The sequence below is a fragment of the Rickettsia sp. 109562A South Dakota genome (genome assembly GCF_055791265.1).
Genome location: NZ_CM147703.1, coordinates 250,028 through 265,151, shown reverse-complemented (window position 1 = coordinate 265,151; position 15,124 = coordinate 250,028). Strand labels below are relative to the sequence as shown.

The following is a 15,124-nucleotide window of genomic DNA, read 5'->3' as shown; positions in this document are numbered from 1 at the left end:
CGCCTACGCGGGAATCCAGCTCTTTTGTGTGTCATCCCGTGGTCAAGCCACGGGATGACATTAAGGATAAACCAAAATATGAACGAAACAATTACCGTTAAAATAATTACTCCTTTAAGTATTGCATTTGAAAAGCAGGCTAAAATGGTAACGTTACCTGGTGAGGAGGGTATGTTTGGGGTGTTGCCGAGTCACGCTCCGATGCTTGTTAGTTTGAAAACTGGTTTAGTGCAGGTTTATATAGATGATATGCATAAACCCAAAAACACTTATCTTATTTCCGGCGGCGTAACCGAAGTAACAGGAAGTTATATTAATATAGCTACAGACACAGCTATCAACGTTACGAATTTAAGTGAAGCGGAAATAGCAACTAAGCTTTTCGATCTTCAAACAAATTAGCATTAAGTTGTTTGAAAAAGATGTATTTTAGGATAGGGTTATTTTAACATCATTGCGAGCGAATGTGGCTTTGTTGTATGGATCAAAAAACGCGTTCGGTGTCATACCGTGGCTCGACCACGGTATCCATAAAAACAACTTGTAGTAGTCAAATTTTATTAGATCCCGCGATCAAGTCGCGGGATGACAACGGGAAATCGATCCACGCAACAACGCCTACGCGGGAATGACATAGCTGGCAATGCCACTAAGTACCACATAACGAATATTAGAATGAGGAACGCATGCAAAAAGTGCATAATTCAGAATATCTTAAGGAATTATCAGTCAATAATATTTTATATAAAATTTACGATATAAATAAAGCTGCAGATGATATCGATTTTCCCTTAAAAAAGCTTCCGTATAGTTTAAGAGTGTTATTCGAGAATGTATTACGTTCTAATGGTTCAAAGCAAAACTTACTTGCATTTAAAGAATGGTTAAAAACTAAAAAATCTGATGCGGAAATAGATTTTATGCCGGCAAGAGTTTTGATGCAGGATTTTACCGGCGTGCCTGCTATTGTAGATTTGGCGGCTATGCGTGATGCGATGAAGAAAATAGAAGGCGATCCGTTAAAAATTAACCCGCTTATTCCTGTTGATTTGGTAATAGACCATTCCGTAAGCGTTGATTCTTACGCAGCTAAGGATTCATTCGATAAAAATGTTCAAATGGAAATGAAACGTAATATAGAGCGTTATGCATTTCTTAAATGGGGGCAGCAAGCATTTAATAATTTCAAAGTAGTGCCGCCAGGTACGGGTATTTGCCATCAGGTAAATTTAGAGTATTTAGCAAAAGTCGTGTGGCATAAAGACGGACTTGCTTATCCTGATAGTTTAGTTGGAACGGATAGCCATACAACTATGGTAAACGGGTTATCGGTACTTGGTTGGGGAGTCGGCGGCATAGAGGCGGAAGCTGCAATGCTTGGTCACCCTCTTACTATGATCCTACCGGAGGTAATTGGAGTGAGACTCACCGGTAAATTAACCGGTATTGCTACTGCAACCGATTTAGTTCTAACTGTTACTGAATTGCTACGTAAGAAAAAAGTAGTAGGTAAATTTGTTGAGTTTTTCGGTGAAGGGCTTAAAAATCTAACGATTGCCGATCGTGCAACTATTTCTAATATGTCGCCTGAATACGGTGCAACTTGCGGCTTTTTTCCGATTGATCATGAAACAATAAAATATCTAGAACTAACAGGAAGAGAAAAAGCACAAATTAAATTAGTAGAAGAGTATGCTAAAATGCAAAATCTTTGGTATGATTCTTCGGAAACGCTAGAATATACCGAGGTTTTAGAGTTAGATTTATCGCAAGTACAAAGTTCTTTAGCCGGTCCGAAACGTCCGCAAGATAGGGTAAATTTAAACGATGTAGCAAATAATTTTAAACAAGAATTACCGAATTTTGCTATAGAAAATAAAGACATTGATAAAAAATATGTCGTAGCAAATCAGAGTTATGAAATCGGTAACGGTGATGTAGTAATTGCAGCGATTACTAGCTGTACTAATACCTCAAATCCTAGCGTTATGATCGGTGCAGCACTTCTTGCTAAAAAAGCACTAGAACACGGATTAAAGGTAAAGCCTTGGGTTAAAACTTCTCTTGCTCCGGGTTCACAAGTTGTAACAGAATATTTGAAGCTTAGCGGTCTTGATAAATATTTAGATGAATTGGGGATTCACCTAGTAGGGTACGGCTGCACTACTTGCATCGGTAATTCCGGACCTCTAAATCCGGAAATAGAGGAAACTATTAACAAAAATGGGTTGGTTGTTGCTTCCGTTTTATCGGGTAATAGAAATTTTGAAGGACGAATTAATCCCCTTACTAAAGCAAGTTATCTCGGCTCGCCTATTTTAGTCGTAGCATACGCACTTAGCGGCACTCTTAATATAGATTTAAATAGTCAACCGATAGAAAAAAATATTTATTTAAAAGATATTTGGCCAAGCAAGGAAGAGATAGATAACGTTATTGCAAATTCAATTAATTCCTCTATGTTTATAGAAAAATATTCCGATATATTTACCGGAACGAAAGAGTGGAAAGATTTACAGGTTACTACTAGCTCTACTTATAACTGGAATAAGAATAGTACCTATATTAATAATCCGCCTTATTTTGAGGATATAGACAGCAAGAATAATATAAAAGACATAAAATCTGCACGAATTTTAGCAATTTTCGGTGATTCTATTACTACCGATCATATTTCACCGGCAGGCAGTATTAGTAAAACTAGCCCTGCTGCTAAATATTTAACGGATCATCATATAGAGCTTCTAGATTTTAACTCTTACGGATCACGTAGAGGAAACCATGAAGTAATGATGCGTGGCACATTTGCTAATATCCGTATAAAAAACGAGATGTGTAAAGGTGTAGAAGGTGGTTTTACTATAAACCAGTTAAGTGGTACGCAGCAAACTATTTATGATGCAGCTATGGACTATAAAGCACATAACACACCGGTAGTGATTTTTGCCGGTAAAGAGTATGGTAGCGGCTCATCAAGAGACTGGGCAGCAAAAGGGCCGCAACTGCTTGGCGTAAAGGCAGTGATTGCCGAGAGCTTTGAGCGAATACATCGTTCAAATTTAGTCGGTATGGGTATTTTACCGCTAACTTTTACCGGTAACAATACAAGGTTAGATTTAAAGTTAGACGGATCGGAATCTATTGATATTATAGGCTTAAATGAGCATATAAGACCTTATAATCCTGTTAAATGCGTGATAAAAAAACAAAACGGAGAGACTCAGACAATAGATTTAATATTGCAAATATTTACGGATAATGAGATAAATTATATAAAGCACGGAAGTATTATGCATTTTGTGGTAGAGAGTTTGAAATGATGTCATTCCCGCGTAGGCGGGAATTTAGAAAACAGTAAAGCAAAAATAATAAAAATGTATTGGGTACATATATTATGTTCTGATCGTAATGGTACTTTGTATATTGGTATTACTAATAATATGCTGCGTCGTGCTTATGAACATAAGCAAAAAGTGATCAAGGGATTTACAGCAAAATATAATGTTATAAAGCTTGTCTATACAGAAGAATTTGCTGATATTAAAGAAGTACTTGCTAGAGAAAAAGCATTCAAAAAATGGAATCGTAGTTGGAAAATAAAATTAATAGAAAAAATCAATCCTGATTGGAAAGATTTAGGTAAAGATTTTTTTGGATTCCCGCCTACGCGGGAATGACATAAGGAGGTAAACATATGGATAAGCATCTTAAAGAATATACCGAGAGCGGTAAGAAAAATTTAATTGTAGTATATATATTATATCTATGTGGGATAGTAGCTCCGATATTGCCATTAATTGGAGTATTTTTTGCATATCTCAATAAAGATAAAGGGGATAATCTTGCTATCAGCCATTATGTATTTCTATTTCGTACTTTTTGTCTCGGAGTTCTTGGGTGGATTGTATGTTTCATATTTACGTTTATCATTATTGGAGTAGTACTGTACTTTGCATTGGCAGTTTGGTATATACTTCGTGTTGCCATCGGTTTTAAGTATATGATAGCAGATCAAGTTTATCCGAACCCTATGACTTATTGGATAAAATAATACGAATAGCGAATTATTACATAATCCACTATTCGGAAAAAGTAGTCAAAAATTGTCTTGTAGCGGTACAGCGACAATTTTTGAAATTAATAATTTTAGTAAATTTTTGTAAAAAACAATGATTTTTTTAAAAATTTATTTCCAAATCAAGCGAAGAACCGCTTCAAGCTTGATTTGTACAACTTTTAAAGCAGTAGCAAATTACTTAAGTAATTTGCTACTGGAGATAAATAAAAGATGATAAAGCTTACTATAGACGGCTCTGAAATAGAAGTATCAGAAGGTAGCACCGTTTATCAAGCCTGTACACAAGCAGGCAAAGAAATTCCTCATTTTTGTTATCATGGGCGTCTAAAAATCGCCGGTAATTGCCGTATGTGCTTGGTTGAAATGGAAAAATCTCCAAAGCCTATAGCTTCTTGTGCAATGCCAGTCAGCAGCGGTATGGTTATTCATACCGATACACCGATGGTTAAGAAAGCACGTGAAGGGGTGATGGAGTTTCTGCTGATTAACCACCCTTTAGATTGTCCTATTTGCGATCAGGGCGGTGAGTGTGATTTGCAGGATCAGGCTTTTAGATACGGTAAAGGTACTAATAGATTCCATGAAAATAAAAGGTCTATTAAAGATAAATATATGGGTCCGCTGATTAAAACAGCGATGACTAGATGTATACAATGCACTAGATGTATTAGATTTGCCAATGATATAGCGGGAATAGAAGAAATGGGAGCTATTCATCGTGGAGAACACATGGACGTAACATCTTATCTAGAACAAGCGCTCGATTCAGAAATTTCCGGTAATATGATTGATATTTGTCCCGTTGGTGCTTTGAACTCTAAGCCATATGCCTTTAAAGCCCGTAAATGGGAGCTAAGACACACAAATTCTATAGGCGTGCATGATGCCGAAGGCTCTAATATTCGTATTGATAGTAGAGGTGATGAGGTAATGAGAATATTACCTCGTGTTAATGAAGAAATAAATGAAGAATGGCTTTCGGATAAAAATCGTTTTAGCTATGACGGGTTGAAATATCAGCGTCTAGATCGTCCTTATATCAGAAAAAACGGTAAATTAGTAGAAGCTAGCTGGAGTGAAGCTTTAAATACGATAGCTGATAAAATTAAATCTATTCATCCTAAACAAATTGCTGCTTTTGCCGGCTGTTTTGCACCAGTTGAAGCAATGTTTATGCTAAAAATGTTACTTCAGAAACTTGGCAGTAATAATTATAGTGTTAATCAGTTTAACTATAAAATAGATACAAGCGAGAGAGGAAATTATTTATTTAATACAACTATTGCCGGCGTAGAAAAGGCGGATTTATGTTTACTAATCGGAGCAAATCCAAGACAAATAGCACCTATATTAAATAGTCGCATAGGGCAAAGGGTGCGTGCAGGTTCATTAAAAGTAGCAAGAATAGGAGAAGGGCATAATCAAACTTATGAAATTCAGGATTTAGGAAGTGATATTAAGATTATTGAGGAGCTAGCCATTGGTACTCACGAATTTACGAAAGCCTTAAAAGCAGCAAAATATCCGATAATTATAGTAGGTGACGGTGTATATGCAAGAGATGACGGATATGCTATATTGTCGCTTATTCATAAGATAGTAGCTGAATATAATATTATGCGTGATGATTGGAAGGGCTTTAATATATTGCATAATCACGCTTCTATAGTTGGTGGTCTTGATATCGGTTTTAATAGCTCGGTTGATGAATTAAAGGAAATAAAATTAGCTTATTTACTAGGTAGCGATGAAGCCCTATTTAATAAACTTAAATCGGCTTTTATAGTATATCAAGGACATCACGGGGACGCAGGTGCTACTAATGCAGATGTAATTTTACCTGCGGCTGCTTATACTGAGCAGAGCGGAATTTACGTAAATTTAGAAGGTAGACCACAAATAGCAGAAAAAGCAGTATCGCCTGTAGGAGACGCTAAAGAAGATATAGCAATTATTAAAGAGCTTGCCGGTTATTTAAAAATAGATATTGGAATGGATAATTTGCAAGCAGTACGGACTAAGCTTGCTGAAGAATATAAGGTGTTTGCTAGTATTGGTAAAATTATAGAGAATAAATTTACTAAATTTAGCTCTAAAGATAAATTATTAAAAGAGCCTATAACTGCAGAACCTATTAATTATTATATGACTGACATAATTAGTAAAAATTCGGTAACTATGGCTAAGTGCGTAGAGGCTAAGCAAAGTAGAGAAAATATAGTGTCATACCGCGACTTGATCGCGGTATCTAGTATTTAAAAATGAACGAATACTATGTTTATATACTTTCAAATAAATACGATGGTACTTTATATATCGGTGTTACTCCTGATATTATAAAACGTGTTTGGCAGCATAAACAAAAAATAATAAAAGGATTTACTACAAAATATAATTTAGATAAATGAGTTTATTTTGAACAGTTTAATGATATTAATCTAGCAATTAGTCGTGAGAAACGCTTAAAAGAATATAAAAGAAAATGGAAATTAGATTTAATCGAAGCTAACAACCCTAATTGGCATGATTTATATGAAGATATTATAAAATAAAATAATTTTGCTTAGATCCCGCGATCAAGTCGCGGTATGACAATAAAATATGACAGAACTCTTTTTTGAATATATTTTTCCGTTAATTATAATCGCTTTAAAGGTGGTGGCGCTCACTATCCCTTTAATATTGTGCGTTGCGTATTTAACATATGCAGAACGTCGCGTAATTGGTCTTATGCAACTTAGAAGAGGTCCAAATGTTGTTGGACCGTTTGGGCTTTTGCAGCCTATTGCCGATGCGGTTAAGCTCTTATTCAAAGAGCCGATCCTTCCAACCAATTCCGATAAAATATTATTTATTTTAGCACCGATGATAACTTTTATATTAAGTTTAATCGGTTGGGCGGTTATACCTTTTGCAAAGGGCGTAGTTCTTGCAGACATTAATGTCGGTGTTTTATATATTCTTGCTATTTCTTCCTTAAGCGTTTACGGCATTATTATTGCCGGCTGGGCTAGTAACTCAAAATATGCATTCCTTGGTGCTATACGCTCATCTGCTCAAATGATTTCTTATGAAGTATCGATGGGACTCGTTATTATTACCGTGTTGCTTACTACCGGTACTCTCAATTTAAGTGGGATCATTGAAGCACAAAGAACAATTCCATGGTGGATCGATTTAATGCTATTGCCGATGGGTGTTGTATTTTTTATCTCGGTGCTTGCCGAAACAAATAGATTACCTTTTGATTTACCTGAAGCAGAGTCAGAGTTAGTTGCCGGCTATAATGTTGAATATTCCTCTATGGGATTTGCTTTATTTTTCCTAGGCGAATATGCTAATATGATACTTGTTAGTGCAATGACTACTACTTTCTTTTTAGGTGGTTATTTACCGCCTTTTAATATCTCGTGGTTAGATTGTATTCCCGGTTTCTTTTGGTTTGCTTTTAAAGTCGGATTTTTGCTGTTCTGCTTTTTATGGATCAGAGCAACGCTACCAAGATATCGCTATGATCAGCTAATGCGTTTAGGGTGGAAAGTATTCTTGCCGCTCACGCTATTTTGGGTGGTATTAGTGTCAAGCGTGCTTATGTATACCGATAATTTGCCGAGTGTTTAAGAATAATAACATTAACTATAGTAAATTGTGAATGAGTAAAGATATTAAATCATACTCCTTTATTGAGAAATTGAAATCTTTACCGTTTATAAAGGAAATATGGCTTTTTGGTTCTCGCAGTCGAGGTGACAATAAAAAGCGTTTCTGATATTGATCTTGCAATTATTTGTCCCAATATTACAGATCAAGAATGGTTAAAAGTTGTAGATATTGTAGAAAATGCAGATACTCTTTTAAAGATAGATTATGTTAGGTTCGAGTCTACAAAAATAAGTCCTGAGCTTTATGAAAATATATTGAAGAATAAAAAAGTTATATATGTCAAAAATAAACATCAAGCTTGAAAATTTTCGTAGAGCTTTTATGAAGCTTGAAGCTATTTATTTAAAACCGATAACAGAAGATCGAGCATATATTGATGCAACAATTCAAAGATTTGAATTTACTTTTGAACTTGCATGGAAATTTTTGAAAGAATATTTTGCGGAGCAAGGTATAGTCCTTAATTATCCTAAAGAAGTTCTCAAAAGAGGCTTTTACTGCTGGTATAATAAATGATGAAGATCTATGGATTTATATGCTCGCTGACCGTAATATGACATCGCATACTTATGATGAGAAACTTGCAGATGAAATTTATAAACGAATAAGAGATTATGTTCCTGCTATTAAGGAATTACTTAATACTATCGATTCAAACTTAAAATTTTAATAGATATAATCTAAAAATGATAAACTACTTAAAATCGTTTTTTCTATATGAGATAGTAAGAGGGATGGCTTTGACTTTAAGATATTTTTTCAAAGCTAAAGTTACAATCAATTATCCTTATGAAAAAAGCCCTGTTAGCCTAAGGTTTAAGGGTGAGCATGCACTGCGTCGTTATGAAAACGGCGAAGAACGTTGCATTGCTTGCAAACTCTGTGAGGCGATTTGTCCTGCACAAGCGATAGTGATTGAAGCAGACGAACGAGATGACGGCAGTAGGCGTACTACTCGTTATGATATCGATATGACAAAATGCATTTATTGCGGGTTGTGCCAAGAAGCTTGTCCCGTAGATGCAATAGTTGAGGGGCCTAATTTCGAGTTTGCAAGCCTTACCCATACCGCACTTATTTACGATAAGGAAAGATTATTGCAAAATGGCGACAAATGGGAACAGGCACTCGCTAGTAAATTACATAAGGATTATGAGTATAGGTAAATTACACAAGTGTTACTATATCCTTAACCGGAACAACAGTGATATTACTTGATAATTGGTATTTTTTCTGCCCGAAATATATAACAAATAGTTCGTCTAATTTTAAATATTCTACTGCTTTATGCATCGAAGAAGTAAGAGTAGGAGCATCGCTAAACTTAAATTCGAAGCCCAATTTTAAACCTTTATGCCTTATAAATAACTCAAGTTCTCCTTCTTGATGTATTCCCCAGTAATAGCAATCCTCGCTGCGTTTATTAAAAATCCGTATTATTTGTTCTAGAGCAAATCCTTCAAAACTTGCTCCTAGTTTTGGATGTCTTAATAATTGCTCAGGTGAATAAATATCAATTAAATGATGCAATATCCCTGAATCAGTACAATATATTTTAGGTCGTTTTTTCTGACGTTTAGAAATATTTTCAAACCAAGGATATAATTGACGTACCATAAAAGTACCCGATAAAATATCTAGATAATTTTTTATAGTATGATCGCTTACTGCTAAGGATTTCCCAATTTCAGAAGCATTAAAAATATTTCCGTGATAATGAGCAAGTATAGTCCAAAAACGACGTAATGTAGCAGGCGGAATTGAGAAAGCCAAGATTTGGAATATCACGCTCTAAAAAAGTCCTAATATATTGCTCTAACCAGTCAAAACCTGTTTTTGGATAGAGATAACAATTTGGAAATCCACCAAAAAAATGTAATTGTTCTACATTATCTACTTCTAATAAAGAAAAAGGATGCACTTCTATATAAGATATTCTGCCTGCAAGTGTTTCTGAAGATTGTCTAATTAAATCTCTTGAAGCACTACCTAGTATTAAAAAACTCTGCCCTGCATCTTTGTCTGCTAAAACTCGCAAAGTAGGAAATAAATCGGGTAATCTTTGAATTTCATCAATAATAATTAAGCTTTTTTACCCTCAAGTGCTATATAAGGGTTTTCTAAGGCAGCTAAATCTCTTATATCTTCCAAATCAAAAAAATGTACATCTTTTTGCTTATCGGCAAATTGACGGGCTAAAGTAGTTTTCCGCATTGCCTTGGTCCTAAAAGAGCTACAATCTTATGGCTTGAAAATTGCGTTGTTATCTTTTCTAAATAATGAGTACGCTTAATAATTGCTTTCACGGATTATAATACTTATTTTTTTAAAAAGACTATATCATGAAAATTCGAACTTTGCATTCGAAATTTCATAAACCTTTATAATTTAATTATTGCTTTTCTTTTTTTGACTTCTATTCTGTTAGTTGTAAACAATTATAAAAACTAAAAAATTATGTTTATAAAGCAAATTTATAGTATGGTAGTTTGTTTTGTTACTACTATCGTTCTATTAATAACACTTTCTATTACATTTAACGCATTCATTACATTATTTCTACCGAAATATACTAAATAAAGAGGAGCTGATAAAGTACAGTACTAATGAGCAATATTTAAAGCTAAAATCATATGATAAGGATTTATATTAACAATTAAAAAACTTGCCTCCAAAAGAGCTAGAAGAAAAGAGAATTAGTTATAAGAATGAATATATAGAAGTTACTAAAGCACGTGCTGTAAGTACAATAATTAATTGTTCAATTTGGATTATAGTTAGCCTTGTATTTTTTATTTTACATTGTAAGATTTATAAAAATACAAAACAATAATAATTAATCCAGTTGTAATATCTGTGCAGATTTTATAGAACTTTCTAGATGAGAGGAGAGGAGAACAATACCGCCGCTATTTGCTTTCATGACAATTAAATTATTTAGCAAATCTCTATTTTCTTGGCTTAAGTTAGTTTCAACTTCATCAAGTAACCATAAATCCGATTGGCAAGCAATAAGCCTTGCTACGGCTACGACTTTCTGCATCCCGCTAGATAAACTATAGCATTTTTCATCCAATAAATCGTGTAATTTGAAATAATGAATAGCGGCATATAGGGTTTCAGCGGAATTATAAATTTCTGACCAAAATTTTAGATTCTCAAAAACAGTCATTTCAAGCTTTAGACCTAAATTATGACCTACATAAGTACAATAAGGTTTAGCTACAGCATATTTCGTAAAGCTTGATACAAGCGAATTTTGCAGGATTCGCCTTTGCTCACGTATTTTTATACGCTGCGCAGGCTCACCTTTAAATTCATCTTGTCTGAAGCTTTCTGAAATATGCTGTGTATTGTTAATATTACAGTTTTTATAGTAGATATTACCGCTACTCGGTTGCATAATTCCTGCTATCATGCGTAGCATCGAACTTTTACCGCAACCGTTAGCTCCTTTTATATACGTAATAGAAGAAGGAAGAAAAGTAAGGCTTAGATCAAATAAATTTCTTTGTTCTATGTTAAATTGTAATTGATGAAGTGATAGCATGCTTTTATTACTATGTCATTCCCGCGTAGGCGGGAATCCAAAAAAATAATCTTAATATTGGTACAAAAATTACACATTAATTGATAAAACAAACCTAAAAAAACAAGTTTTTTATAGGTTTTACTGGATTCCCGCCTACGCGGGAATGACATTAAGTGCGTTTCTTGATCCATGCAACAAGACCCAGCCGTTGCTGGAATGACAAAAGAATGCAGAAATAACATTAATCATCAAAACCTAACTAACAAACTTTCTAGCGATAGACGGAATATATTTAGAATAGAATTCGGCATTAGACCAAAGTAAATAATCAATAATATTAAAGGAGCTATTGAGATTATTTCGTATTTATATAAATCTCTGAAATGCATAATTTCTTTATTGGTAATTTCGCCCAGCATAACCTCTTTATATAATTTCAGCATGTAAACCGCCCCAAGGATTATGCCGAGAGCGGCTACAAAAGTTGCTGCTACATTCACCTTATAAATTCCAAGCAAACTTAAAAATTCTCCGATAAATCCGCTAGTACCAGGTAGTCCGACAGAGCCAAGCATTGCAATCATAAAAAATGTAGCAAGCACAGGCATTTTATTTGCTACACCACCGTATTTAGCTATTTCTTTAGTGTGTAGCCTTTCATATAAAGTACCGACTATTAAGAATAGACATGAAGCAATTATGCCGTGGCTAAGCATCTGAAATATTGCTCCACTAATTCCAGCTTCAGTAAAACTAAAAATGCCTATCGTAACATATCCCATATGTGCAATTGATGAATAGGCTATCATCTTCTTCATATCTTTTTGAGCGAGGGCTACGAGTGATGCGTATATTATAGCAATTACACTAAGGCAAATTACGTAAATTACAAATTCTTGTGAAGCAGTCGGTAGTAATGGAAGTAGTACTCTTAAAAAACCGTAGCCGCCAAGTTTTAATAGAATACCGGCAAGAATAACCGAGCCGCTGGTTGGAGCTTGTACGTGTGCATCAGGTAGCCAAGTATGACAAGGAATCATGGGGATTTTAACGGCAAAGGCTATAAAAATTGCCCACCATAAAACTTTTTGAGCAAATAATGGAATATTACCGGTAAGCTCAGGAATATAGGTTAAATCAAAACTATGAATTTTGCTATAAATATAAATTAATGAAAGTAGGAAAAATACTGAGCCGCAGAAAGTATATAAAAAGAATTTAAGAGCCGCATATATTCTATTGTCGCCGCCCCATACACCAATAATAATATACATCGGCACTAATATTGCTTCAAAAAACAGATAAAATAATAGTAAATTTATTGAGGTAAATGCTCCTATACAAAAAGATTCCATTAATAAGAAACATACTAAATATTCCTTAATATATTTTTTAACGGTAAATAAGCTTCCGATTATGCAAATAAGAGTAAGAAAAGAAGTTAGAACCACGAAAAATATCGATATACCGTCAACACCTACATGAAATTCAAGACCAATCTTATCAAGCCATGCATAATGTTCGACAAATTGATAAGCGGGATTTGAGGAGTCAAACTCTACTAAAATATAAATAGTTGAGATGAATGTTAAAACAGAACTAAGCACTGCAACATACATTACATATATTGGTTTATCTGCCTTTTTACTTTGACTAATAAACAGCAAAATATATAGCACGCTTATTAGCGGCAGAAAAATACTGATAGATATAACAGGTAATTCTAGCATCCTTGTATATAATATCCCAATAAATAAAGAATAGTGAAAATAAAAAATAAATTAATTTGTAATAAAGATGGAAGCCGCCTTTCATCTTTATTACTCAATATGGCTTAATTCTTCTTTCAAAAGGAGTATGAAATACTACTTTTGAAAGAAAGTAAAAACAAAATAACTAATTGTTACAACAATAAACGATACTATATATAAAGCATAATTAAAAACATATCCTGTTTGTGTTTTGCCGGTAAGAACGCTAAAACAATTAACGACTCGTGAAAAACCGGTCGGTCCAAAACGATCGATTATTTTCTGATCACCAAGATAAAATAAACAGGCTAGGCAGTTAATAGGCTTCACAATTAAATAATTATATAATTCATCAAAGTAATATTTGTTATATAGGATATTACCTATTAACCTGAAAGGTGTCATTTTGCTAAAAAATGTCATACCGCGGCTTGACTGCGGTATCCAGTTTTTGATATTTTTACTGGATTCCCGCTTTCGCGGGAATGACATAACAGTACTTGACTTATATAAGTAAATCCCCGTAATAATCCCTATTATACCAACCGCCATAGGTAGTAATTTTATATATAAAGGTGGATGGCTAATTAGTAATTTATAAATATGTAAATTAAATAGGCTTTCATGGAAATAGCCGTTTGGTTTATCCATAGAGAGTAAATAATAGCCGATCATACCGCTAAAAAAGCTCCCTGCGACGAGTAATATAAGTGGATTATTCATTGTTTTAGCCGGTTCGTGAGCTTGCTCAAACACATCTTTTTCTAGCTTAGTTTTGCCATGAAATACCAACATAATAATCTTCATTGAATAAATAGCAGTAAGTATTGCTGCCGCTATTCCAAAAATAAACATAAACGATCCGCTACTATAAGCCGCTTCTAAAATCGAGTCTTTAGAGTAAAATCCTGCAAGCGGATAAATTCCTATTAATGCAAGTGAACCGATTAAGAAGTTTCCGTAAGTGATCGGCATCTTATTCCGTAAGGCACCCATTTTAAAAATATCCTGCTCATGAACTGCATGTATTACGCTGCCGGCTGATAAAAATAATAAGGCCTTAAAAAAAGCATGAGTTACTAAGTGAAATATCCCGCTATTATAGGCAGATACTCCGCAAGCCATGAACATATAACCAAGCTGACTGCAAGTTGAGTAGGCAATAATTTTCTTAATATCGCTTTGCATAATAGCAATGCTTGCTGCAAAAAGACAAGTAATTCCGCCGATAATTGTAATAAATTGTAGAACTATAGGGCTGTATTCAAACAAATACGAGCAGCGTGCCACTAAAAATACTCCTGCCGTTACCATAGTTGCTGCGTGAATAAGTGCAGATACCGGAGTTGGTCCTTCCATCGCATCAGGAAGCCATACATGTAAACCAATCTGTGCAGATTTACCCATGCAGCCGATAAATAATAATAAACAAATAATATCGAGAATGGAAAACTGTAACAATATTTTTGTATTAGATAATAACTCTGTAGATGAAAATACATCTTTATAATTTGCCGAACCACAGTAAAAAATTATTGTTATTACGCCTAAGATAAAAGCAAAATCGCTGGCTCTATTTGTTATAAAAGCTTTAATTGCTGCTTTATTGGCTGATTCTTTTGAATACCAAAATCCGATTAGTAAATATGAGCAAACTCCAACGCCCTCCCAGCCAAAAAATAACTGTAAGAAATTATCTGCCGATACTAGCATTAACATAAAGAAAGTGAATAAAGAAAGAAATGATAAGAAACGTACAATCCCTTTATCTTCTGCCATATAGCCAAGCGAGTAAATATGCACAATGCTTGATACCCATGTTACGGCTATAAACATTATGCTAGTGAGCTGATCTACATAAATAGCAAAGTCTACTTTGAATTGCTCTAAGACAATCCACGGGAATAATTTTATATGGATAATATTCCCCTCTAAGCCCGTATGGCAAAATATTATTAATGAGAATAAAGCAGATAAAGATAAAAAACCGGTTGCAATTACTTGAGCTAATTTTTTATCTATTACTCTTGAGAATAACCCGTTTATTATCGTAGAGGCAAGCGGTAACATGATGATCATTATGGCAAGGGTCTTATACAT

The 15,124-nt window shown here is 34.3% G+C and carries 14 protein-coding genes and 2 pseudogenes; 12 read left to right on the top strand and 4 right to left on the bottom strand.

Annotated features, from left to right (window positions below; translation table 11 throughout):
• Positions 1–78: 78 nt before the first annotated feature.
• The 11 genes and pseudogenes from ACIAS7_RS01555 to nuoI all read left to right on the top strand — a co-directional run bounded on the left by ACIAS7_RS01555 (position 79) and on the right by nuoI (position 8,907).
• Positions 79–402, top strand: coding sequence for a F0F1 ATP synthase subunit epsilon (locus ACIAS7_RS01555; protein WP_473199048.1), 324 nt, complete (start codon positions 79–81; stop codon positions 400–402).
• Positions 403–686: 284 nt separating this feature from the next.
• Complete coding sequence (gene acnA, locus ACIAS7_RS01550; RefSeq protein ID WP_473199047.1) at positions 687–3,320, top strand: aconitate hydratase AcnA; 2,634 nt, start codon at positions 687–689, stop codon at positions 3,318–3,320.
• A 54-nt stretch (positions 3,321–3,374) separates the two neighbouring features.
• Complete coding sequence (locus ACIAS7_RS01545) at positions 3,375–3,677, top strand: GIY-YIG nuclease family protein (protein ID WP_473199046.1); 303 nt, start codon at positions 3,375–3,377, stop codon at positions 3,675–3,677.
• 17 nt (positions 3,678–3,694) lie between these two features.
• A complete protein-coding gene (locus tag ACIAS7_RS01540) occupies positions 3,695–4,051 on the top strand; it encodes a DUF4870 family protein (protein WP_473199045.1) in 357 nt (118 codons plus the stop codon).
• Between the two features lie 237 nt (positions 4,052–4,288).
• Positions 4,289–6,337 carry an NADH-quinone oxidoreductase subunit NuoG gene (nuoG, locus tag ACIAS7_RS01535; protein WP_473199044.1) on the top strand — a complete coding sequence of 683 codons (2,049 nt, stop codon included), beginning with the start codon at positions 4,289–4,291 and terminating at the stop codon, positions 6,335–6,337.
• A gap of 2 nt (positions 6,338–6,339) precedes the next feature.
• Positions 6,340–6,630, top strand: a pseudogene (locus ACIAS7_RS01530) (GIY-YIG nuclease family protein).
• 49 nt (positions 6,631–6,679) lie between these two features.
• Positions 6,680–7,699 (top strand): NADH-quinone oxidoreductase subunit NuoH, encoded by a 1,020-nt coding sequence (gene nuoH, locus ACIAS7_RS01525; RefSeq protein WP_473199043.1) that lies wholly within the window; start codon positions 6,680–6,682, stop codon positions 7,697–7,699.
• Positions 7,700–7,824: 125 nt separating this feature from the next.
• On the top strand, positions 7,825–8,043 hold the full coding sequence (locus ACIAS7_RS01520) for a nucleotidyltransferase domain-containing protein (RefSeq protein ID WP_473199042.1): 219 nt from the start codon (positions 7,825–7,827) through the stop codon (positions 8,041–8,043).
• Positions 8,018–8,257 carry an HI0074 family nucleotidyltransferase substrate-binding subunit gene (locus tag ACIAS7_RS01515; protein WP_473199041.1) on the top strand — a complete coding sequence of 80 codons (240 nt, stop codon included), beginning with the start codon at positions 8,018–8,020 and terminating at the stop codon, positions 8,255–8,257. Before ACIAS7_RS01520 ends, ACIAS7_RS01515 begins: the two co-directional genes overlap by 26 nt.
• A 19-nt stretch (positions 8,258–8,276) precedes the next feature.
• Entirely contained in the window at positions 8,277–8,411 is a 135-nt protein-coding gene (locus ACIAS7_RS01510) for a nucleotidyltransferase substrate binding protein (protein ID WP_473199040.1), read from the top strand.
• Positions 8,412–8,427: 16 nt separating this feature from the next.
• The gene (nuoI, locus tag ACIAS7_RS01505) at positions 8,428–8,907 is read left to right on the top strand and encodes an NADH-quinone oxidoreductase subunit NuoI (RefSeq protein WP_473199039.1); all 480 of its coding nucleotides are present in this window, start codon (positions 8,428–8,430) and stop codon (positions 8,905–8,907) included.
• 1 nt (position 8,908) lies between these two features.
• Here the strand turns inward: nuoI and ACIAS7_RS01500 are convergent.
• A pseudogene (locus ACIAS7_RS01500) lies at positions 8,909–10,035 on the bottom strand (ATP-binding protein).
• Positions 10,036–10,406: 371 nt separating this feature from the next.
• Here ACIAS7_RS01500 and ACIAS7_RS01495 point away from each other — a divergent pair.
• Positions 10,407–10,574, top strand: a complete 168-nt coding sequence (locus tag ACIAS7_RS01495) for a hypothetical protein (protein WP_473199038.1) — start codon at positions 10,407–10,409, stop codon at positions 10,572–10,574.
• Positions 10,575–10,577: 3 nt separating this feature from the next.
• On the opposite strand, the gene ACIAS7_RS01490 is transcribed toward ACIAS7_RS01495, so the two are convergent.
• The 3 genes from ACIAS7_RS01490 to nuoL form a co-directional block, all read right to left on the bottom strand.
• Positions 10,578–11,291 (bottom strand): ATP-binding cassette domain-containing protein, encoded by a 714-nt coding sequence (locus tag ACIAS7_RS01490; protein WP_473199037.1) that lies wholly within the window; start codon positions 11,289–11,291, stop codon positions 10,578–10,580.
• A gap of 230 nt (positions 11,292–11,521) precedes the next feature.
• Positions 11,522–13,003 carry an NADH-quinone oxidoreductase subunit M gene (locus tag ACIAS7_RS01485; protein ID WP_473199036.1) on the bottom strand — a complete coding sequence of 494 codons (1,482 nt, stop codon included), beginning with the start codon at positions 13,001–13,003 and terminating at the stop codon, positions 11,522–11,524.
• A 135-nt stretch (positions 13,004–13,138) separates the two neighbouring features.
• Positions 13,139–15,124, bottom strand: a complete 1,986-nt coding sequence (gene nuoL / locus ACIAS7_RS01480) for an NADH-quinone oxidoreductase subunit L (RefSeq protein WP_473199035.1) — start codon at positions 15,122–15,124, stop codon at positions 13,139–13,141.

Excerpts from the sequence above, each read along its gene's own strand:
- ACIAS7_RS01555 (WP_473199048.1), top strand. The coding sequence starts at position 79 with ATGAACGAAACAATTACCGTTAAAATAATTACTCCTTTAAGTATTGCA.
- acnA (WP_473199047.1), top strand. The coding sequence starts at position 687 with ATGCAAAAAGTGCATAATTCAGAATATCTTAAGGAATTATCAGTCAAT.
- ACIAS7_RS01545 (WP_473199046.1), top strand. The coding sequence starts at position 3,375 with ATGTATTGGGTACATATATTATGTTCTGATCGTAATGGTACTTTGTAT.
- ACIAS7_RS01540 (WP_473199045.1), top strand. The coding sequence starts at position 3,695 with ATGGATAAGCATCTTAAAGAATATACCGAGAGCGGTAAGAAAAATTTA.
- nuoG (WP_473199044.1), top strand. The coding sequence starts at position 4,289 with ATGATAAAGCTTACTATAGACGGCTCTGAAATAGAAGTATCAGAAGGT.
- nuoH (WP_473199043.1), top strand. The coding sequence starts at position 6,680 with ATGACAGAACTCTTTTTTGAATATATTTTTCCGTTAATTATAATCGCT.
- ACIAS7_RS01515 (WP_473199041.1), top strand. The coding sequence starts at position 8,018 with ATGTCAAAAATAAACATCAAGCTTGAAAATTTTCGTAGAGCTTTTATG.
- ACIAS7_RS01510 (WP_473199040.1), top strand. The coding sequence starts at position 8,277 with ATGCTCGCTGACCGTAATATGACATCGCATACTTATGATGAGAAACTT.
- nuoI (WP_473199039.1), top strand. The coding sequence starts at position 8,428 with ATGATAAACTACTTAAAATCGTTTTTTCTATATGAGATAGTAAGAGGG.
- ACIAS7_RS01490 (WP_473199037.1), bottom strand. The coding sequence starts at position 11,291 with ATGCTATCACTTCATCAATTACAATTTAACATAGAACAAAGAAATTTA.
- ACIAS7_RS01485 (WP_473199036.1), bottom strand. The coding sequence starts at position 13,003 with ATGCTAGAATTACCTGTTATATCTATCAGTATTTTTCTGCCGCTAATA.
- nuoL (WP_473199035.1), bottom strand. The coding sequence starts at position 15,124 with ATGTATAAGACCCTTGCCATAATGATCATCATGTTACCGCTTGCCTCT.